Source organism: Sphingomonas sp. OV641 (assembly GCF_900109205.1).
Lineage (GTDB): Bacteria > Pseudomonadota > Alphaproteobacteria > Sphingomonadales > Sphingomonadaceae > Sphingomonas.
The window spans coordinates 1,091,714-1,110,055 of sequence record NZ_FNZB01000001.1; the positions used below are offsets into that span (position 1 = coordinate 1,091,714).

At 66.4% G+C, this 18,342-nt stretch carries 19 protein-coding genes and 1 riboswitch; of the genes, 8 read left to right on the forward strand and 11 right to left on the reverse strand.

From position 1 onward, the window contains the following. Positions 1 to 9 precede the first annotated feature (9 nt). Positions 10 to 1,107 carry a DUF5694 domain-containing protein gene (locus BMX36_RS05040; protein WP_093063885.1) on the reverse strand — a complete coding sequence of 366 codons (1,098 nt, stop codon included), beginning with the start codon at positions 1,105 to 1,107 and terminating at the stop codon, positions 10 to 12. 78 nt (positions 1,108 to 1,185) lie between these two features. Between BMX36_RS05040 and BMX36_RS05045 the strand changes: the two genes are divergently transcribed. Continuing rightward, positions 1,186 to 2,013 carry a TIGR00266 family protein gene (locus BMX36_RS05045; RefSeq protein WP_066780077.1) on the forward strand — a complete coding sequence of 276 codons (828 nt, stop codon included), beginning with the start codon at positions 1,186 to 1,188 and terminating at the stop codon, positions 2,011 to 2,013. A 117-nt stretch (positions 2,014 to 2,130) separates the two neighbouring features. Continuing rightward, complete coding sequence (locus BMX36_RS21610; protein ID WP_218142136.1) at positions 2,131 to 2,712, forward strand: hypothetical protein; 582 nt, start codon at positions 2,131 to 2,133, stop codon at positions 2,710 to 2,712. Here the strand turns inward: BMX36_RS21610 and BMX36_RS05055 are convergent, their stop codons facing one another. Further along, the gene (locus BMX36_RS05055) at positions 2,713 to 3,141 is read right to left on the reverse strand and encodes a hotdog fold thioesterase (RefSeq protein ID WP_093063886.1); all 429 of its coding nucleotides are present in this window, start codon (positions 3,139 to 3,141) and stop codon (positions 2,713 to 2,715) included. Further along, positions 3,141 to 4,676 carry an aminoacyl--tRNA ligase-related protein gene (locus BMX36_RS05060; protein ID WP_093063887.1) on the reverse strand — a complete coding sequence of 512 codons (1,536 nt, stop codon included), beginning with the start codon at positions 4,674 to 4,676 and terminating at the stop codon, positions 3,141 to 3,143. The genes BMX36_RS05055 and BMX36_RS05060 overlap by 1 nt, the downstream gene beginning before the upstream one ends. 47 nt (positions 4,677 to 4,723) lie before the next feature. Between BMX36_RS05060 and BMX36_RS05065 the strand changes: the two genes are divergently transcribed. The 3 genes from BMX36_RS05065 to BMX36_RS05075 are packed head-to-tail and all read left to right on the forward strand — an operon-like array spanning position 4,724 to position 7,694. Then, positions 4,724 to 5,623, forward strand: coding sequence for a DMT family transporter (locus BMX36_RS05065; protein ID WP_066780084.1), 900 nt, complete (start codon positions 4,724 to 4,726; stop codon positions 5,621 to 5,623). Positions 5,624 to 5,664: 41 nt separating this feature from the next. Then, on the forward strand, positions 5,665 to 7,419 hold the full coding sequence (locus BMX36_RS05070) for a DUF885 domain-containing protein (protein WP_093063888.1): 1,755 nt from the start codon (positions 5,665 to 5,667) through the stop codon (positions 7,417 to 7,419). A 20-nt stretch (positions 7,420 to 7,439) separates the two neighbouring features. After that, the gene (locus tag BMX36_RS05075) at positions 7,440 to 7,694 is read left to right on the forward strand and encodes a hypothetical protein (protein WP_093063889.1); all 255 of its coding nucleotides are present in this window, start codon (positions 7,440 to 7,442) and stop codon (positions 7,692 to 7,694) included. Between the two features lie 13 nt (positions 7,695 to 7,707). Here the strand turns inward: BMX36_RS05075 and BMX36_RS05080 are convergent, their stop codons facing one another. From BMX36_RS05080 to BMX36_RS05105, 6 genes are all read right to left on the reverse strand, one after another. Continuing rightward, positions 7,708 to 8,019, reverse strand: a complete 312-nt coding sequence (locus tag BMX36_RS05080) for a hypothetical protein (RefSeq protein ID WP_093063890.1) — start codon at positions 8,017 to 8,019, stop codon at positions 7,708 to 7,710. 1 nt (position 8,020) lies between these two features. Further along, positions 8,021 to 9,616, reverse strand: coding sequence for an aminomethyl-transferring glycine dehydrogenase subunit GcvPB (gene gcvPB / locus BMX36_RS05085; protein ID WP_093063891.1), 1,596 nt, complete (start codon positions 9,614 to 9,616; stop codon positions 8,021 to 8,023). A gap of 92 nt (positions 9,617 to 9,708) precedes the next feature. Then, entirely contained in the window at positions 9,709 to 11,067 is a 1,359-nt protein-coding gene (gcvPA, locus tag BMX36_RS05090; RefSeq protein WP_066780106.1) for an aminomethyl-transferring glycine dehydrogenase subunit GcvPA, read from the reverse strand. A gap of 148 nt (positions 11,068 to 11,215) precedes the next feature. Next, positions 11,216 to 11,587 (reverse strand): glycine cleavage system protein GcvH, encoded by a 372-nt coding sequence (gene gcvH, locus BMX36_RS05095; RefSeq protein WP_066780111.1) that lies wholly within the window; start codon positions 11,585 to 11,587, stop codon positions 11,216 to 11,218. Between the two features lies 1 nt (position 11,588). After that, positions 11,589 to 12,731 carry a glycine cleavage system aminomethyltransferase GcvT gene (gene gcvT / locus BMX36_RS05100; protein WP_093063892.1) on the reverse strand — a complete coding sequence of 381 codons (1,143 nt, stop codon included), beginning with the start codon at positions 12,729 to 12,731 and terminating at the stop codon, positions 11,589 to 11,591. A gap of 157 nt (positions 12,732 to 12,888) precedes the next feature. After that, a riboswitch (glycine riboswitch) is annotated at positions 12,889 to 12,993 on the reverse strand. 88 nt (positions 12,994 to 13,081) lie between these two features. After that, on the reverse strand, positions 13,082 to 13,747 hold the full coding sequence (locus BMX36_RS05105) for a hypothetical protein (protein WP_256210659.1): 666 nt from the start codon (positions 13,745 to 13,747) through the stop codon (positions 13,082 to 13,084). Positions 13,748 to 13,837: 90 nt separating this feature from the next. Between BMX36_RS05105 and ispH the strand changes: the two genes are divergently transcribed. From ispH to rnhA, 3 genes are all read left to right on the forward strand, one after another. Next, positions 13,838 to 14,788, forward strand: a complete 951-nt coding sequence (gene ispH, locus BMX36_RS05110) for a 4-hydroxy-3-methylbut-2-enyl diphosphate reductase (protein ID WP_066782128.1) — start codon at positions 13,838 to 13,840, stop codon at positions 14,786 to 14,788. 83 nt (positions 14,789 to 14,871) lie between these two features. Further along, on the forward strand, positions 14,872 to 15,831 hold the full coding sequence (thrB, locus tag BMX36_RS05115) for a homoserine kinase (protein WP_093063893.1): 960 nt from the start codon (positions 14,872 to 14,874) through the stop codon (positions 15,829 to 15,831). Beyond that, positions 15,828 to 16,280: a ribonuclease HI gene (gene rnhA, locus BMX36_RS05120; protein WP_093063894.1), complete on the forward strand. Its 453-nt coding sequence runs from the start codon at positions 15,828 to 15,830 to the stop codon at positions 16,278 to 16,280. The genes thrB and rnhA overlap by 4 nt, the downstream gene beginning before the upstream one ends. A 15-nt stretch (positions 16,281 to 16,295) precedes the next feature. On the opposite strand, the gene BMX36_RS05125 is transcribed toward rnhA, so the two are convergent. Both BMX36_RS05125 and BMX36_RS05130 read right to left on the reverse strand, forming a co-directional pair. Then, a complete protein-coding gene (locus BMX36_RS05125) occupies positions 16,296 to 17,375 on the reverse strand; it encodes an NAD(P)/FAD-dependent oxidoreductase (protein ID WP_093063895.1) in 1,080 nt (359 codons plus the stop codon). Next, on the reverse strand, positions 17,372 to 18,298 hold the full coding sequence (locus BMX36_RS05130) for an alpha/beta fold hydrolase (RefSeq protein ID WP_093063896.1): 927 nt from the start codon (positions 18,296 to 18,298) through the stop codon (positions 17,372 to 17,374). Before BMX36_RS05130 ends, BMX36_RS05125 begins: the two co-directional genes overlap by 4 nt. Between the last annotated feature and the right edge of the window lie 44 nt (positions 18,299 to 18,342).

Below are 18,342 nucleotides of genomic sequence, written 5' to 3' on the forward strand. Positions count from 1 at the left end.
CCGGGGGCGTCAACGCTTGTGAAGCAACGCCGCCGTATCAACGACCTGAACATCGTGCAGCATGCGCAGATAGGCGTCGAAATAGGGCTTGTGCGAGGAGCCAACGATCGTGAGCAGCCGCGCGCCGGGCTGACGCTGCAGCACTGCGCGGATATTGGCCACCATGCGCAGGTTCCGCGTTTCCCACCAGCCGACATAGCGGCGGCCAAAGCGCCCGGCTGAGGGCTCCTTCAGCGCTGCACCCCAATCGCTGTCAAAGGCGATCTGCGCCGTGCTCGGATCATTGTGATAGCGATAGAGCGCCAGCAGACCATCAGTGGTGCCGAGCTTCGCCTCCAGGGCCGCAGCGCTGGCCTTGCGCTGCTCGGTCGCCGCATTCTGCCAAGCGCCGTTCACCGCCGGTCCAAATGCTGGATCGTCACTCGCATCATCGTCGGCGCTATGGTCATCGGTGGGATAGACGCGCTCCAGCCCGAGCCGCGCGGCGAGCGTGGCGGCAATCAGCACATTCTCGTTCTGGCGCGCGCCCGCTTTCTCCAGACGCGTCACCATCGCTGCGTCGAGCCCGTCGCCTGTGCGGCGCTCCGCCGGCGTGAGTCGCAGCCATTGCACATAAGCCGAGGCAGGATCGCCGCTCGCCAGGAACAGCGCCGCCAGCCGCCGCCGCTGCGCCGCATCGGGATGCGCGGGCCAGCCCTTCAACATGGTTTCCACGGCGATCGTCGCACCTGCCATATCCAGACCGAGCGCCTTCTGCTCCGCCGCGACGTCAGGGCAATAATCCTCGGCGGCATTGGCGTGCAGCGCCGCATAGCGACGCAGATGGTCGCATTGCGGGCCGGACAGCGCCTCGATGGTGATGATCTGCGGCTGCCACGCGGCGAGCCGGTCCAGTAGAGGTGCGAGCTGTTCCGGGCGAAAAGTATCCGGCAGGCCCGACAAATGCGGCGTGCCGAGCACCAGCACTTGCGACGATGGACCGGCGAAGGTGCGATGCGCGCGCGGATCCCAGCCCTGCGCCAACGCAGATGCCCCCGCCGTTCCGCCGAACGCTGCTGCGCCGACCAGCCCCGCCAGCCCGGCCGCCAACCATGCCAAATGCCGCATGACACCCCTTCCTTGCCCTTGCCCACTCGGCTATCAGAAGTGTGTTAGCTCATCAACACACATGGAAGGAGCATCCGCATGGCCGGTCCCTGGTCCCATCACGCCCGCACGGGCCTGTCCGATGATATCGATTTCGAGATCAAGGGACAGGAACTGCAGTTCGTCGAGATCGAGCTTGATCCCGGCGAAAGCGCAGTGGCGGAGGCGGGCGCCTTTGTGTGGAAGGATGCGTCGATCGACATGACGACGGTCTTCGGCGACGGCTCCGGCGACAGCGATGGCGGCTTCATGGGCAAGCTGCTGGGTGCGGGCAAACGGCTGGTGACGGGAGAAAGCCTGTTCACTACAGTCTTCACGCATCGCGGCAGCGGCAAGGCGCGCGTCGCCTTTGCCAGCCCGACGCCTGGCACGATCCTGCCGATCCGCCTTGCCGATGTGGGCGGCACGCTCATCTGCCAGAAGGACAGCTTCCTCGCCGCGGCCAAGGGCGTGTCGATCGGGGTCGCGTTTCAGCGGCGAATGATGACGGGGCTGTTCGGCGGCGAAGGCTTCATCATGCAGAAGCTGGAGGGCGATGGTTGGGTCTTCGTGCAGATGGGCGGCACGTTGGTGGAGCGCGAGCTTCGGCCAGGCGAGCAGCTCCATGTCGACACCGGCTGCCTGGCCGCATTCACGCCCTCCGTCGACTTCGAGCTGGAGATGGTGCGCGGGGTGAAGAGCATGATCTTCGGCGGCGAAGGCGTGTTCTTCGCGCGTCTGACCGGACCGGGCAAGGTATGGGTGCAGTCGCTGCCGTTCGCGCGCCTGGCCGGGCGGATGATGGCGGCGGCGCGCGGTGCCGGCGGCAACCGCGGCGAGGGCTCGGTGCTCGGCGGGCTGGGCGATCTGATCGGGGGGAATGACTGAGGCTGGAACGGTGATGGGCTGAAGCCGATTGCGATCCAGGGGCGAATTAGCGGCGGGAGGTTTATGGATCCGGCGCCGCCTCCGGCGAGTTGTCGAATGGCAAGAGAAAGGGCTACGATGAAGTCGCTTTTCTACCTGTTATCGCTTGGCGCCATGACAGCAGCTCCCGCTCTTGCGCAGGACATACCGCGAGACTTGCGCGACATGGTCGGCGCGCGCGCCGGGCAGGCGGAGAGCGAATTGGTGCGGCGCGGCTATCGCAACGTTCGCGGCGAGAAGGGCGACGATCGCAGCTACACCTATTGGTGGAATGACGACCGCCGCGAGTGCGTTACCATCGCGACCATGGACGGGCGCTACTCATCGATCACAGCGACAACACCGCCGGATTGCCGGCAGTCCGGCTCCAACTCCTCCCGCGGGCGGCGAGACTATTCAGATCAGGACGGCGCTGCCCGCGACCGTCGACCCGACCGGCCAAATTACGGATCGCTCGATAGCACCCGCTTGCAGCGCGAATGCCGGATGGAAGCGTCGGAGTCCTTTGATCGACGGCCGGGTGAGCTGTTCGTGAACGCGCCGATCCGCCAGCCCAACGGCTATATCGTGCAGGGCTGGTACGAGCAGACCCGCGACAAACGGAGCCGCTTCTTCAACTGTCGCTTCGATCAGGATGGCGCGTTCATCAACCTGTATTGATCAGCCCGAAGCCGCATCGATCACCGCGGCAGTCATGCGGGACAGGCAGATGAGCTTGCCCGCATCATCCTCAATTCGGATGGTCCAGACCTGCGTCGTGCGGCCGAGCTGTTCGGCCTTGGCAGTGGCGTAAACATAGCCGTCGCGCGCGGCGCGGACGTGATTGGCGTTGATGTCGAGCCCGACCGTCACCTTGCCCTCCGGCACCGCCATCGCCCCGGCGACCGAGGCGACCGTTTCGGCGAGCACCACCGACGCGCCGCCGTGAAGGCGGCCGAACGGCTGATGCACCTTTTTGCCGACCGGCATCCGTGCCCGGATCCAATCGTCGCCGTATTCGGTGAATTGGATGTCGAGCAGGCCCGGCAGCACACCATCACCCAGCGCGGTGAGCTGTGCGAGGTCGATCGGCCGCGTCCAGACCGCCATCAATACGCCCTTCCGATCAGGACGCGCTCGACCGCCGGCGCGCCGGTAAAGATGCAGGGTGCGCCTGGATGGCCGGTCTGCCCCATTGGTGCGTTGCGGATCGTGAGCTTCAGCGCCTTCAGCCGCTCGACTACCTTGTCGAGATCCGCGCCGGTGGGGCGCGACCAGGCGATATCGGCCCAGCCAGGACGGGCGGCGCTGTCAGCGAACATCGCTTCGACGCCGGCCCAGTCATCGACCGGGCTGATGCTGGCCTTCAGCCGCTCGTCGGCCTGCGCAAAAAGCTGCGCCTGGATGTCGGCGAGCGTGTCCGCGACCTCGCCGACGAACGCGTCACGCGCGACGATCGCACTGTCGAGCTTGCCGTCCTCGCGGTACAGCCGGTCGCGGCGCACCACCGATACGTTGCCGCCCGCCATGTCGCGCGGGCCGACCTCGACGATCACGGGGGCGCCCTTCTTCACCCAGCCCCAGCGCTTGGTCGCGGCCTTGGCGGGCTTCAGGTCGAGCAGGGCGCGCACCGGCTCGCCGAGCGCGGACTGCTTGGCGAGATCGGCCTGCAGCGCCTTGCAATAGTCGATCAGCTCCGCATCCTCGGGCTTGTCGCGCAGCATCGGCACGATCACCACCTGCCACGGCGCGATCTTCGGCGGCACGCGCATCCCGTCATCGTCGCCATGCACCATGATCACGCCGCCAATCATGCGCGTCGACATGCCCCAGCTGATCGTGTTGGCGAGTTCGAGCTCGCCATTGGCATTCTGGAAGCGGATGTTCTGCGCGGCGGCGAAATTGGTGCCCAGGAAATGCGAGGTGCCGGCCTGCAGCGCCTTGCCGTCCTGCATCATCGCCTCGATGCTGTAGGTCGCGACCGCGCCGGGGAAGCGCTCGTTCTCGGGCTTCTCGCCGGCGACCACCGGAAGCGCGGCGCATTCCTGCGCGAAGGTGCGATAGACCTCCAGCCCGACCATCGTCTGCTCGCGGGCCTCCTCGGCCGAGGCATAGGCGGAATGCGCCTCCTGCCACAGGAACTCCGAGGTGCGCAGGAACATGCGCGTGCGCATCTCCCAGCGCACCACGTTGGCCCATTGGTTGATCTGCACGGGCAGGTTGCGCCACGACTGCACCCAGCGCGAGAACGCGGTGCCGATCACCGTCTCTGACGTAGGCCGCACGACCAGCGGCTCCTCCAGCTTCGCGGCGGGATCGGGAGTCAGCCCGCCCTTGCCGTCGGCGATCAGCCGGTGATGGGTGACGACCGCCATTTCCTTGGCGAAGCCGTCGACATGCTCGGCCTCCTTCTCGAAATAGGAGAGCGGGATGAACAGGGGAAAATAGGTGTTGTCATAGCCGACCGCCTTGATGCGATCGTCGAGCAGGCGCTGGATCCGCTCCCAGATGCCATAGCCCCATGGCCGGATGACCATGCAGCCGCGAACGCCCGATTCCTCGGCAAGGTCGGCTTCCGAAATGACGGCCTGATACCAGGCGGCGAAATCCGCCTCGCGGGTGACGGGAAGAGCATGCTTGATCATGCGCCGCGGATAGCTTCTCGCGCGGTCGCTCGCTAGGGCCTGTTCCAATGCCTCAGGATAACGTCGCTCGCGCCATCGGCCTGCGCCTCACTTCCGTTGCGCTATTCGCAACGATGAACGTGGTGATCAAGGTGGCGGAGGCGCATGGGGCAGGACTGGGGGAGATCCTGTTCTGGCGGCAGTTCGGGGCCGCGCTGCTGGTGGGGGCGATCGTCGGCGCGGGACCGGGCTTCGCCTCGCTTCGGACGCAGCGGTTCGGCGCGCATGTGCTGCGCTGCGTGATCGGGCTGACCGCGATGTCGCTCACCTTCTGGACGCTGCTGCTGCTGCCGCTGGCGGAGGCGACGACGATCGGCTTTTCTATGCCGATCTTCGCGACGGTGCTGGGTGCGCTGGTGCTGCACGAGGCGACGGGGTGGCGGCGCTGGGCGGCGGTGCTGGCGGGGTTCATCGGCGTGTTGATCGTGACCCAGCCAGGGGACGGGCATATCCCGCCGCTGGGGATCGCCACCGGGCTGGGGGCGGCCTTCTGCACCGCGTGCATCTCGATCCTGCTGCGTACCATCGGCAAGACGGAATCGGGGCTGACCACCGTGTTCTGGTTCTCCAGCCTGTCACTGGTGCCGCTGTCCGTCGTTTACGCAACGTCGATGAAGGCGCACACGCCGCTGGTTTGGGGATTGCTGTTGGCCGTCGGCCTGCTGGGCGGGGTGGCGCAGATCGCCATGACGCGATCGCTGCAGCTTGGCGACGTCAGCCTGGTGGTGCCGATGGACTATACCGCGCTCCTCTGGGCAACCTTGTTCGGCTGGCTGGTGTTCGGCACCCTGCCGGTGGCGAGCACATGGCTTGGCGCGCCGGTGATCATCGCATCGGGCCTCTATATCGTGTGGCGCGAACATGTGCGGCGGCGTCAGGCGACGAAAGGCGCGATTTCGCAGGAGTGACCGCTTGCGGGAAAGCCGCCGATCAGACACCAAGCGTCCCCATGCGTTTCCTTGCCCCGCTGGCCCTTGTCGCCATCGCCACCGCCGCCACCCCCGCCCCTGCCGCCACCAGCGCCGATGCGGCGTTTGACTCGATATGGCAGGCCGAGTGGGCGTGGCGGCAGAGCGAGGGGATCGCGGATTCAGGCCCGGGCGTCGTGGACGATCGCCTGCCAGACGTATCGGCGGCCGCCCACGCCAAGCGGCTCGCCTATTGGCAGGGCACGCTGGCCAAGCTGGACGCGGTCGATACCAAACGGCTGTCGCCTGACACGCTGATCGACTGGCAGGTCTATCGCGCGCAGATCGCCGCGCAGGTCGATGAAGAGCAGTTCCGTGAATGGGAAAAGCCGCTGAACGGCGACAGCGCCTTCTGGAGCGACCTGCATTACGCCACGCGGGGGGACTTCACCGGGGGTGACGAGGATTACCGCCGTTACCTGCGCTGGCTCGCCGATGTGCCGCGCTATCTTGGACAGCAGACGGATAACATGCGACTGGGCCTGAAGCGCGGCTTCACTCCGCCCGCCGTGATCATGCAGGGCCGCGAGAAGGCGGTGGAGACGATCGCGACGGCGAGCGACCCGACAGCAGTGGTTTATTACAAGCCGTTCGCCAGTCTGCCCGCATCCATCCCGGCCGCACGGCGCGCGGCGATGCAGGCCGAGGCCCGCGCGATCATCGCCGAGCGGATCATCCCGGCGCACCGCACCCTGCTGGCATTCCTGCGCAACGACTATTTCCCGGGCATGACGAACGAGCTGGGGGCAACGCGCTACGACAATGGCGCGGCCTATTACCGCAGCCGAATTCGCGCGTTCACCACGCTCGACATGACACCCGACGCGATCCACGCCCTTGGTCTCGCCGAGATCGCAAAGATCCGTGCCGAGATGGAGCAGGTAAAGAAAGATGCGAAGTTCGACGGCGATCTTCCGGCATTTCTGAAGTTCCTGCGCACCGATCCACAATTCTATCCGAAAACCGCCGACGAGCTGATGAAGGAGGCGGCATGGCACGCCAAGCGCTTCGACGCGATGGCGGGCAAATGGTTTGGCCGCCTGCCGCGGCAGCGTTTCGCGATCATCGAGGTGCCCCCCGACATCGCGCCCTTCTACACCGCCGGCCGCGGCGGGCCGGGCACGTATCTGGTCAACACGTATAATCTGCCCTCGCGCCCGCTGTTCCAGCTGCCGGCGCTGACGCTCCATGAAAGCGCGCCTGGACACGCATTCCAGATGCCGCTCTCGATCGAGAATACGAGCCTGAAACCGTTCCGCCGCAACAGCTACATCTCGGCCTTCGGCGAAGGCTGGGCGCTTTATACCGAGCGGCTGGGCGACGAGATGGGGTTCTACCGCACGCCCTATGAGCGGTTCGGCATGCTGTCCTACCAGGCGTGGCGTGCGGCGCGGCTGGTGATCGACACCGGCATCCACGCCAAGGGATGGACGCGCGAGCAGGCGCTGCAATATTTCCGCGAGAATACCGCGCTCAGCGAGCATGAGATCACCACCGAGGTGGATCGCTACATCGGCTGGCCGGGGCAGGCGCTGAGCTATTACCTGGGCCAGCTTGCCATTCAGCGCACGCGAGCAAAGGCGGAAAAGAGCCTTGGCGACAAGTTCGACATTCGCAATTTCCACGACATGGTGCTGAGCCTTGGCAGCGTGCCGATCCCGGTGCTGGAGGCGCGGGTCGACCGGTTCATCGCGGAAGGCGGCCCCTCCCCCTACCCCAAGGAACCCGCGGCCTGATCGCATGCGTTCAGCGCGGCATGGATGACAATCTTGCGCTGGGCGCCAGACGAACGGCCGAAATGGCCGCGGTGTTCATGATCGGTGACGGGCTGCTCGGGCTATTGCAACCCGAGCGCCATGTGGCCCTGTGGCGATCCGATGTCGCGCCGGTCGACGCGCTGGTGCGCCCGTTCGGCGGGCACCCGGGACGCCGCCGGCTTTATGGGTTGGTACAGATCACGGCCGGTCTTGCGCTGGCGGCGGCGCAACGACCCAAGCGACCGAACAACTGAGTATTTCCGCCCGTCATGAGATAATGGCGATCAATCCCGCGAGGATCAGTGCGAGGGCGGCCGCGAACACCATTACCCGGCCGCGCAGCGCCTTTCCTTGGCGTGCGCGGCGGATCATGTCGGCTGCACCCGCCATCGCCCCAGCGATCGTGGCGATCGGCACCACGCCGCCCAGCATTGCGATGCCCGGCTTGGGATCATCGCTGAGCGGCGGCAGGCTCAGCACATTGTGCCACAGGTAAACAAAGGCGAGCGCCGCCAATAGGCCAAGCGCGGCCCCGCCAAGAAGACCGGCGGCGCCTGCCGGCGCCGCACGGCCGCGCATGTTATTCCGCCGCCTCGCTGGAGACGACCGGCTCCTTCCACACCAGCTTCGGCTTTCGCGCCGCCAGCGTCTCGTCCAGGCGGCTGCGCGGGGCAAAGTGCGGGGCGGTCTTGAGCGACGCGTCGCCCGCCTTCGCCCGCTCCGCCACCGAGCGCAGCGCGCCGATGAACTGATCGAGCGCTGCCTTCGACTCGGTCTCGGTCGGCTCCACCAGCATCGCGCCATGAACGACCAGCGGGAAATACATGGTCATCGGGTGAAAGCCCTCGTCGATGAGCGCCTTGGCAACGTCGATCGTGGAGAAGCCTTCCGGGAAGCCCTCGTCGGAGAAGATCGCCTCATGCATGCACGGGCCGCTCGAGGCGAACGGGGCGTCCAGCGTGTCCTCCAGCGAGCGAAGAACGTAATTGGCGTTGAGCACCGCATCCTCGGCAACCTGGCGCAGGCCATCGCCGCCGTGGCTGAGAATGTAGGTCAGCGCACGGGTGAACATGCCCATCTGGCCATGGAAGGCAGTCATGCGGCCGAAGCTGTCCATTTTGCCGCCGAAATGTTCGGCGGAGAACTCCTCGGCGCGCTCCTCTTCGATCAGGTGAATATGGCCGTCCTTGGTCCGCGCCGTATAGGGCAGCGGCGCGAAGGGGCTAAGCGCCTCCGACAGAACGGTCGGGCCGGAGCCGGGGCCGCCGCCGCCGTGCGGGGTGGAGAAGGTCTTGTGCAGGTTAATGTGCATTGCATCAACGCCGAGGTCACCCGGCCGCACACGTCCGACGATGGCGTTGAAGTTCGCGCCGTCGCAATAGACGTAGGCGCCCGCCGCGTGGACCGCGTCCGAGATCGCCTTCAGATCGCGCTCGAACAGGCCACAGGTGTTGGGATTGGTGATCATCACCGCGGCCACGTCCGGCCCCAGCCGCGCCTTGAGCGCTTCGGTGTCGACGCGGCCCTCCGGCGTGGCGGGAATGTCCTCGACGGTGAAGCCGGCGAAGGCCGCCGTCGCCGGATTGGTGCCATGCGCGCTCTCTGGGACGAGCACGACCTTGCGATGGCCCTCGCCGCGCTTCTCCAGCGCTGCCTTGATGCAAAGGATACCGCACAGCTCGCCATGCGCGCCCGCCTTGGGGCTCATTGCGACGCCGTGCATACCGGTGAGGTCGATCAGCCAAAAGGCCAGTTCGTTGATGACGCCGAGCGCGCCCTGCACTGTATCGACCGGCTGGAGCGGGTGGACGTCCGCGAACCCGGGCAGCCGCGCCATCTTCTCGTTGAGGCGCGGGTTGTGCTTCATGGTGCACGAGCCGAGCGGGAACAGGCCGAGGTCGATCGCGTAATTCTGCCGGCTTAGACGTGTGTAGTGCCGGATCGTTTCGGGTTCCGACAGGCCGGGCAAGCCGATCGCGGCGGTGCGCGCGAGATTGCCGAGCCGGCTCGCGGTGGTGACGGGCTCGGCCACCTCCACGCCAGTGGTGTCAGTTGAGCCGATCTCGAAGATCAGCGCCTCCTCCAACATCAGCGCCTTGTTGCCGGTGAAGGTGGCAGGCGCGTTCCCGCCAGCCTCGGGAGTGGTGGGACGCCAGCCGCTCTGGTTCAGTGCCATTGTTCGAACCCTCAATTCCGTTCGGGCTGAGCCTGTCGAAGCCCGTGTGATCGTGGCACGCCCTTCGATAAGCTCCGGGCGAACGGTTGTTGTTAGACCAGCGCCTCTTGTAGCGCCGTCGCCAATGCCTCGACGTCCTCGGTCGTGGTCGTTTCGGTCACCGCAACGACAAGCCCGTTCTCCAGCGCCGCCTCACCCGGATAGAGCCGCCCGAGCGACACACCGGCAAGGATGTGCTTGTCGGCAAGCGCGCGGACGATCGGGCGTGCCTCACGGCCGAGATCGAGCGTGAACTCATTGAAGAAGGTGTCGTTCACCAACCGCACGCCCGGCACCTTCGCCAGTCGCTCCGCCGCGGCGACCGCCCCCGCGTGGTTCGTGGCGGCAAGCGCACGCAGGCCTGCCTCGCCGAGCAGGGTCATGTGGATGGAGAAGGCCAGCGCACAAAGCCCCGAGTTGGTGCAGATGTTGCTGGTCGCCTTCTCGCGGCGGATGTGCTGCTCACGCGTCGAGAGCGTCAGCACGAAACCGCGTCGGCCATCCGCGTCCACAGTCTCGCCGCAAAGGCGGCCCGGCATCTGGCGAACATATTTGTCCTTGCAGCCGAACAGGCCGACATATGGTCCGCCGAACTGAAGCCCGACGCCAATCGACTGGCCTTCGCCCACCACGATGTCGGCGTCCATTTCGCCCGGTGACTTGATCGCGCCGAGCGCCACCGGCTCAGTGACCACGGCGATGAGCAGCGCCTTATTGGCATGGCAGGCATCGGCGAGCGGCCGAAGATCGGCGATGCGGCCGAGGATGTCAGGGTACTGAACAACGACGCAAGAGGTGTCGGAATCGATCTTGCCGATCAGTGCATCCAGGTCGGTCTCGGCAGAAAGCGCCGGAAGCGATACGTCCAGCGCGTCACCGGTGTACTTCGCCATAGTCTTCGCGACCGAGACGTAGTGCGGGTGGAGCCCGCCCGACAGGATCGCCTTGCCTCGCTTGGTGATGCGCCGCGCCATGCCGATCGCTTCCCAGCAAGCGGTGGAGCCATCGTACATGCTGGCATTGGCAACGTCCGTCCCCAGCAGGCGCGCTACCTGCGTCTGGAACTCGAACAGCATCTGCAGCGTGCCCTGCGCGATCTCGGGCTGATAAGGTGTGTAGGCGGTCAGGAACTCGCCACGCTGGATCAGGTGATCGACGCTGGCCGGCACGTGGTGGCGGTAAGCGCCGCAGCCGAGGAAGAACGGCGCCTCGCCTGCCGACAGGTTCTGCCGCGCGAGCTTCGTCATGTGGCGCTCGACCGCCAGTTCGCTGGCATGGGCGGGCAGGTTCGCGATCGGGCCGGAAAGTCGCGCGGCTTCGGGCACATCGACGAACAGGTCGTCAATTGAACCCGCGCCAATCACGGCGAGCATCTCACGGCGATCATGGTCAGTAAGTGGTAGGTAGCGCATTCGATACACTCCTCCCCTCCCGCTTAGGGTTGCCATGAAAGTGATACTTTCATGGGGCCCTTCCGGGAGGGGTCGGGGAGGCCTGTCCATCATCGGAGCGCTAGGGGACAGGCCCTCCCCTAGCTTCGCCCGCAAGCGGGAGGAGAACTCAAAGCTTGGCGACGAAGGCCTGATAGGCGGTTTCGTCCATCAAGCCGTCGAGTTCGGACGCGTCCGACAGCGTCAGCTTGAAGAACCAGCCTTCCCCTTCCGGATCGGTGTTCACCAGCCCCGGCTCGTCGGTGAGCGCGGCATTGCCCTCGATCACCGTGCCCGACACCGGCGAATAGACGTCGCTCGCCGCCTTGACGCTCTCAACCACCGCGGCTTCGTCACCCTTGGCGAGCGAGCGGCCTTCTTCGGGCACGTCGACGAACACGATGTCGCCAAGCTGACCCTGGGCATAGTCCGAAATGCCGACGATGCCGGTCTGGCCGTCGACGTCGATCCACTCATGATCCTCGGTGAAATAACGGCTCATTTTACTTCGCTCCTCGGACGTAGCGATGGGGGACGAAAGGCATGGGAGTGACGGTGGCGGCGTGGAGCTTGCCACGCTGCGAAAGTTGAATGCGGGTGCCGGGCGCAGCCATGGCCAGCGGAACGTACGCCATGGCGACCGGTGCCCCGACGCTCGGCGCGAAGCCGCCGGAGGTCACGTTGCCGACGATGCTGCCCGCGGCGTCAACAACGCTTGCGCCCTCGCGTACCGGCTGACGGCCCTCGACGAGCAGGCCAACGCGCTTCGTGGCGGGGCCATTCTCCCGTTCGGCCAACAGGCGCTCCGCGCCGGGGAAGCCGCCCTCCTCGCGGCGGCGCTTGAACAGGGCAAAGCCGAGATCGGCCATGACCGGCGTCGTCTCGGGCGACAAATCATGGCCATAGAGCGGCAGGCCCGCCTCCAGCCGCAGGGAATCGCGCGCGCCAAGGCCGATCGGCTTCACCTCGGGCTGCGCCAGCAGCGCATCGGCGAAGGCTTCTGCACCCTCCGCCGGGATCGAGATTTCAAAGCCGTCCTCGCCGGTATAGCCGGAGCGGCTGATCCACAGCTCATGCTTCTGCCAGGTGAAAGCGGCGGCCTGCATGAACACGAGCGCATCGACGCCAGGCACCAGCCGCATCAGCGCATCCACAGCCTTCGGACCCTGAAGCGCCAGCAGCGCATGGTCCTCCATCAGGTTAAGCGTGATATCGTCCGGCAGATGATCGAGCATGTGCGCGATATCATCATATTTGGTCGCGCCGTTCACGACCATATAGATGCGCTCGCCGTCCTCATCCGCGGGCTGGCGCGTAAGCATCAGATCGTCGAGCACGCCGCCATGATCGTCCAGCAGCAGCGAATAGCGTGCGCGGTTCAGCGCAAGGCCCGCGATATCAGCGGGCATCATCGCCTCGAGTGCGGGCACAAGCCCGTCGCCGCGGAAGGTGATCTGACCCATGTGGCTGACATCGAAGAGGCCAGCGCTCTCGCGCGTCCACAGATGCTCGGCCATGATGCCTTCATACTGGACCGGCATCCAATAGCCCGCGAACTCGACCATGCGGCCGCCACGCGCCCGATGCCAGCCGTCCAGCGGCAGCGTCATGGTTTCGATGATTACGTCTTCGTCCTGGTCGCTCATCACGGCAATTCCGTCAGCAAGGGCGATCGTCCGCCACTGCTGGCGACACGAACCGAACCCCCTCTGTCACGGAACCTGAGAGCTTTCCCCCGCCAGTCGCGAGGTTACCCCTTCGGTGGGCCAGGGCAAAGCCAAGGCCGCTTTCCAGAGCGTCGAATCGGGCTGCGCGGTCCCTGTTGCCTGAGAGATTCCGGGGTGGTTGCTCCTTCGGCGGCGACATTGCTGGCCTGAAAGGCCGGTCGCACTCTCCCGCGCGCCCATCCCGGTTGCCCGGCATCGACCTTCGCGCTGTGGCCGCGCCCGGGAGACGAGTCAATCGCCCAGGTGCGGCCGCTACTTTGGGTTAGTCTTCAGCGCTGCGCGTTGTAGCGCAGTTGATCGTCGGTCAGCTGAAAACCGACCAGCGCCTCGAAGCTGGCGGACAGCACCGCCTGGCGAACCTCCGGCGTGGACAGCGGATCGACCGCGGCGTCCTGATCGCCCGCCTTGCGCTTGCGCGTGAGCTGTTCGCGCACCGAGTCGGGCAAGGTTGCCGCCGAGCGGTTCACGGTGGCGCTCCCTTGCGCGGACGTGCTGGCGAGCGCCTGCTCGGCTTCGAACCGGACCGCGACGGCGCCGACCCGCTTGGCGACCACCTGCGTGCCACCGCGAACGATCGTGATGAAATACGGCAACGTCACTTCGCGCGCACCATCCGTGCGGGCGCGACGGGCGCGCACGTCAAAGGTGACGTTGCTGACCACTTCGGCGCCGCTGTCATCGCAAGTGCTGCGAACATTGGTGATCACCGCCGTCACGTCGATCGCGCTGGCATCTCGGCTGGCGGGCGGATCGAACAGGGTGATATCCCCCGTGCCGGTAGGAACGCCGACCACCGGACAGGCGGACCGCACTGCGGTGATGCCTACCCCGCCATCGACCGAGATGTCGCCGCTCTTGGCGCAACCGCCGGCAAGCAGGACCAGGGCGAGCGGAACGAGGCTGACGGCGCGATACGCTGGGGTGCAAAAGGACACGTGCGGAGAAACCTTATACGAACGGGTACGAAGTGCCCGGGCGCTCATAACCGCCTTCCGTGCGGGCAGGCAATCGCGTAAGCGGCAGGGATGACCGACAAGCCAGCGCTCGAACTGCTGATCGCCGCCCCCCGCGGCTTCTGCGCCGGAGTGGACCGCGCGATCCGCATCGTCGAACTCGCGATCGAGAAGCACGGCGCACCCGTCTATGTCCGGCACGAGATCGTCCATAACAAGTTCGTGGTCGACACGCTGAAGGCCAAGGGCGCGATCTTCGTCGAGGAACTGGACGAGGTGCCCGATGGCGCCCCGGTGGTCTTTTCCGCGCATGGCGTGCCCAAATCGGTGCCGGCCAATGCCGAGGCGCGCGGGCTGGAATATCTCGACGCCACCTGCCCGTTGGTGTCCAAGGTGCACCGTCAGGCGGAGCGGCTGGTCGCATCCGGGCGGCACATCCTGTTCATCGGCCATGCCGGTCACCCGGAGGTGATCGGCACCTTCGGCCAGGTGCCCGAAGGCGCGATGACGCTGATCGAGGATGTCGCGGATGCGGAGGCGCTGCAGCCGGCGGATCCCGAGAACCTCGCCTTTCTGACGCAGACGACGCTGTCGGTGGACGATACGGCGGAGGTCGTGCGGGTGCTGCAGCGGCGCTTCCCGAATATGCAGGCACCGCGCGGCGAGGACATTTGCTACGCCACGTCCAACCGTCAGGCAGCGGTGAAGGCGATCGCCAGCGCGTGCGATGCCGTGCTGGTGATCGGTGCGCCAAACTCCTCCAATTCGCTGCGTCTGGTGGAAGTAGCCGAGCGCGAAGGCATTCGCGCCACGCTGATCCAGCGCGCCAGCGATCTCGACTGGTCCTTCCTGGACGGAGTTGGGACCTTGGGGGTGAGCGCAGGCGCGTCGGCTCCGGAGCTTCTGGTGCGCGAGCTCGTGGATCTTCTGTCAACGCGATATGAGGTGAGCGAGCGCGAGGAGGAGACCACGCGCGAGACGATCGCCTTTAAGCTGCCCCGCTCGCTTGAGGCGGCCGCCTAGAACCGATCGCGCGGGTTGCCCGTGAGGCGATCCCTATATTGACTTGGCAGGGGGATGCCGGCGCGCCGGCATGGTGATCGCGAATGGCGGTTTATACTCATGTGTCGGCGGAAGCGCTTGCCGCCTTTCTGCGGCGCTACGACGTCGGCGAGCTGGTGTCCGCAAAGGGCATTGCGGAAGGAGTGGAGAACTCCAATTATCTCGTGGACACGACAGGCGGGCGGTACATCCTGACGCTGTATGAGAAGCGGGTAGCGGCGGATGACCTGCCCTTTTTCATGGACCTGCTCGACCATCTGGATGCCAAGGGACTTCCGGTGCCGCCGGCGATCAAGGATCGCGACGGGCGCGAGATCCAGGAACTGGAGGGTCGCCCCGCCTGCCTGATCAAGTTCCTGTCCGGCGTGTCGCTGTCACACCCGACGCCAGCGCAGGCGCTGGCGGCTGGCGATGCAATGGGCGCTATGCACCGCGCGGTGGCCGATTTTGCGCCGGTGCGCACCAACTCCATGGGGATCGAGACCTGGCGACCGCTGTTCGAACGCTGTGGGCGCAGCCTCGATGAGATCGCGCCGGGATTGTACGATGACCTCGGCACTGCGCTGGATCACGTGGAAGCCGACTGGCCGGGCACCGAATTCGAGCGCAGCGCGATCCACGCCGATCTGTTTCCCGACAATGTGCTGATGTTGGGAGACCGGGTCACCGGGCTGATCGACTTCTATTTCGCGTGCACCGACATCCGCGTGTACGATCTGGCGGTGATGCACACCGCCTGGTCCTTCGACGCCAAGGGCGGCAGCTATGACGCCGCGGTCGGCGACGCGCTGATTGCCGGCTACGGGCGGCACTTCCCCTTGTCGACACTCGAGCGCGCGCAGTTCGGCACCTTGGCGAGCGGCGCGTGCATCCGTTTCGCCCTGTCACGCGCCTGGGACTGGCTCAACACGCCGGCGGATGCGCTGGTCGTGCGCAAGGATCCGCTCGCCTATGTGCGGCGGCTCGCCCACTACAATCCGGCACTGGTGACGCACATTAAATGACCGAAATGACGAAGGTGGAGGCGTTCACCGATGGCGCGTGCAAGGGCAATCCTGGCCCAGGCGGCTGGGGCGCGGTGCTGCGGATGGGCGCGCACGAGAAGGAATTGTCGGGAGGCGAACCGCTGACGACCAACAACCGCATGGAACTGACCGCCGCCATAGAGGCGCTGAACGCCTTTACGCGGCCGTGCCACGTGATGCTCTATACTGACAGCCGTTACGTGATGGATGGGCTGACGAAGTGGATCCACGGCTGGCGGCGCAACGGCTGGAAGACGGCGGACAAGAAGCCGGTCAAGAATGCCGAGTTGTGGCAGGCGCTGCTCGATGCCGCCGCGCGGCACCGGGTGGAGTGGCAGTGGGTGAAGGGGCACGCCGGCCATCCGGAGAATGAGCGCGCCGACCGTCTGGCGAGCGATGCCGCGGTCGCTGCTGGCAAGCGCGGCTGAAGCCCTTCGCTAGGCCTACCCGAACCGCGTCGGCGCATAGCGCGCAATGTCGATCTCGCTGGCAAGCGCCGGGATCTCGCCAAGCAGCAACGCGGCACCGATCATGGCGGCGGCAGGTGCGGTCTGAATACCGAAGCCGCCCTGCCCCGCGAACCAGAAGAAGCCGGGCGTATCGGCCGCGAAGCCATAGACCGGCAGGCGATCCGGCGCGAAGCTGCGCAGCCCGGCCCATTTGCGCTCAAGCTGCGTGATGCGCCAGTCCACCGCCTGTTCGAACCGATCGATCGCGATGGCAACATCCAGCTCCTCCGGCTGGACATCAGCCGGATCGGTAGGTGTCTCGTCATGTGGGCTGAGCCATAGCCGACCGCCCGCCTCCGGCTTGAAGTAGAAATCGCCGCCGACGTGCACGACATGTGGCACGCCGGGCGCGGGCGCCGGATCGGTCTTCAGCTGCACCATAGTGCGACGGTAGGGCTGGATGTTCAGCGGCGTGGCGCCGGCGCGTCGCGCGATCTCGTCGGCCCAGGCGCCGGCAGCATCGACCAGCACGCTCGCCTCGTATGTGCCGGCCGTCGTCTCGAGCCGCCATCGGCCGTCCAGGCGGACGGCGCTGGTCAGCGCGGCCTGCAGCAGCACGTCGGCTCCGGCGCGACGCGCGCGCGCCAAGGCATCGGCGTGCAGCGCGGCAACGTCGATGTACGCGCAGGTCGGCTCCATGATGCCGATGGTCCAGCCGGCACGCAGACCGTGCACGTGATCGCGCGGATCAACCGGGATCAGGGGCACGCCGCTGCCGGCGAAGGCGGCGAGGAAGGCGTCTGCCTCCTCCCGCTCGGCAGCGCGGCCGATGTGCAGCGAACCCAAGGGATCAAGAAACCCGCCCGCCCGCAGATACTCGCCCGACGCCGTGGTGAGCGGCTGGATTCCAGGCCCACCATAGGTTTCCGACCAGAAGGCCGCGGAGCGACCGGTGGCGTGATAGCCGGCGATCTCCTCCGCCTCGATTAGCAGAACGCGCGCCCGGGTGCCTATTTCGGCCGCGAGCGACGCGCCGGCCATGCCGGCACCCACAATGGCAATGTCGTGGGTCACCGCGCGTGCGCCTGCAGGAACTGATCAATGGCGGCGAGCGCCCGATCCCGCACCGGATCGGCCTCACGCAGGATCTCATGCGCCGACTCCGCGCCGAAGCGCAGCAGCTCCGCATTCGGCAGGCGGCTCGCCACCTCTAGCGCCGCACGCGAATCGACCAGCCCATCCCGGTCGGCCAGCAGCATGAGGATCGGCGTCCTTAGTGTAAGCAGGCGCGGATCGCTGCGCTGCCGGCGGGTGGAGGCGAAGGCCTGCGCCAGCCATGACCAGCTCGGCGGACCCAGCTTGATCTCGGGCACCTGGTCGTACCACCATTGTTCGTCTTCATAACGGCTGACGTCCGCCGTCAGCAGCTGTTGCCGCTTCAATCGGCTGACCGGCCGCTCATTGCCCTTCCACGCCGCACGCGCCGGATCGCCGAGGTCGCGCATGGTGCAGGCGAGCCATTCACCAAAGCGCGGCGCGATCGGCGCCTTCAGCCCCAGCATCGGTGCGACCAGCACGGCGGCATCAGGCGTGATCGCCTGCTCCAGCATCGCCTGCAACACCAGGTGGCCGCCCATCGAATGGCCGATTGCCACACGTGGGCCGGCGACGTCCCATTGCGTCCAGAAGGCGGCGAGATCGCCCAGGAACAGCGTGAAATCCACCGCATGGCCAACGTGCGGATCCGGTGACAGCCGGCCCGACCCACCCTGCCCGCGCCAGTCGAACGCGGCAACCGACCACCCCCCGGCATGCCAGTGCGCGAACGTCTCCAGATATTTTTCGAAAACGTCCCCGCGCCCCGTCTGGAACAGGATGCCGCCGCGCCCGCTGCCGCGCCAGTCGAACCGCCGCAGTTGCCACCCATCCGGCGCGGACCAGTGCGCAACGGTCGCATCGGCCGGGATCGCCCGGCGGATCGGGGAAGATGTATTCATGATGAGGCGGCTTGGTTACGGTTTCGCAAGCCATTCCGTCTAGT

Coding starts and splice junctions, on each gene's coding strand:
- BMX36_RS05060 (WP_093063887.1), bottom strand. CDS start 4,676: ATGATCAAGCATGCTCTTCCCGTCACCCGCGAGGCGGATTTCGCCGCC.
- BMX36_RS05065 (WP_066780084.1), top strand. CDS start 4,724: ATGCCTCAGGATAACGTCGCTCGCGCCATCGGCCTGCGCCTCACTTCC.
- BMX36_RS05045 (WP_066780077.1), top strand. CDS start 1,186: ATGGCCGGTCCCTGGTCCCATCACGCCCGCACGGGCCTGTCCGATGAT.
- BMX36_RS05080 (WP_093063890.1), bottom strand. CDS start 8,019: ATGCGCGGCCGTGCGGCGCCGGCAGGCGCCGCCGGTCTTCTTGGCGGG.
- BMX36_RS05070 (WP_093063888.1), top strand. CDS start 5,665: ATGCGTTTCCTTGCCCCGCTGGCCCTTGTCGCCATCGCCACCGCCGCC.
- thrB (WP_093063893.1), top strand. CDS start 14,872: ATGGCGGTTTATACTCATGTGTCGGCGGAAGCGCTTGCCGCCTTTCTG.
- BMX36_RS05055 (WP_093063886.1), bottom strand. CDS start 3,141: ATGGCGGTCTGGACGCGGCCGATCGACCTCGCACAGCTCACCGCGCTG.
- BMX36_RS05130 (WP_093063896.1), bottom strand. CDS start 18,298: ATGAATACATCTTCCCCGATCCGCCGGGCGATCCCGGCCGATGCGACC.
- BMX36_RS05075 (WP_093063889.1), top strand. CDS start 7,440: ATGGATGACAATCTTGCGCTGGGCGCCAGACGAACGGCCGAAATGGCC.
- gcvH (WP_066780111.1), bottom strand. CDS start 11,587: ATGAGCCGTTATTTCACCGAGGATCATGAGTGGATCGACGTCGACGGC.
- gcvPB (WP_093063891.1), bottom strand. CDS start 9,616: ATGGCACTGAACCAGAGCGGCTGGCGTCCCACCACTCCCGAGGCTGGC.
- rnhA (WP_093063894.1), top strand. CDS start 15,828: ATGACCGAAATGACGAAGGTGGAGGCGTTCACCGATGGCGCGTGCAAG.
- ispH (WP_066782128.1), top strand. CDS start 13,838: ATGACCGACAAGCCAGCGCTCGAACTGCTGATCGCCGCCCCCCGCGGC.
- gcvT (WP_093063892.1), bottom strand. CDS start 12,731: ATGAGCGACCAGGACGAAGACGTAATCATCGAAACCATGACGCTGCCG.
- gcvPA (WP_066780106.1), bottom strand. CDS start 11,067: ATGCGCTACCTACCACTTACTGACCATGATCGCCGTGAGATGCTCGCC.
- BMX36_RS05040 (WP_093063885.1), bottom strand. CDS start 1,107: ATGCGGCATTTGGCATGGTTGGCGGCCGGGCTGGCGGGGCTGGTCGGC.
- BMX36_RS21610 (WP_218142136.1), top strand. CDS start 2,131: ATGAAGTCGCTTTTCTACCTGTTATCGCTTGGCGCCATGACAGCAGCT.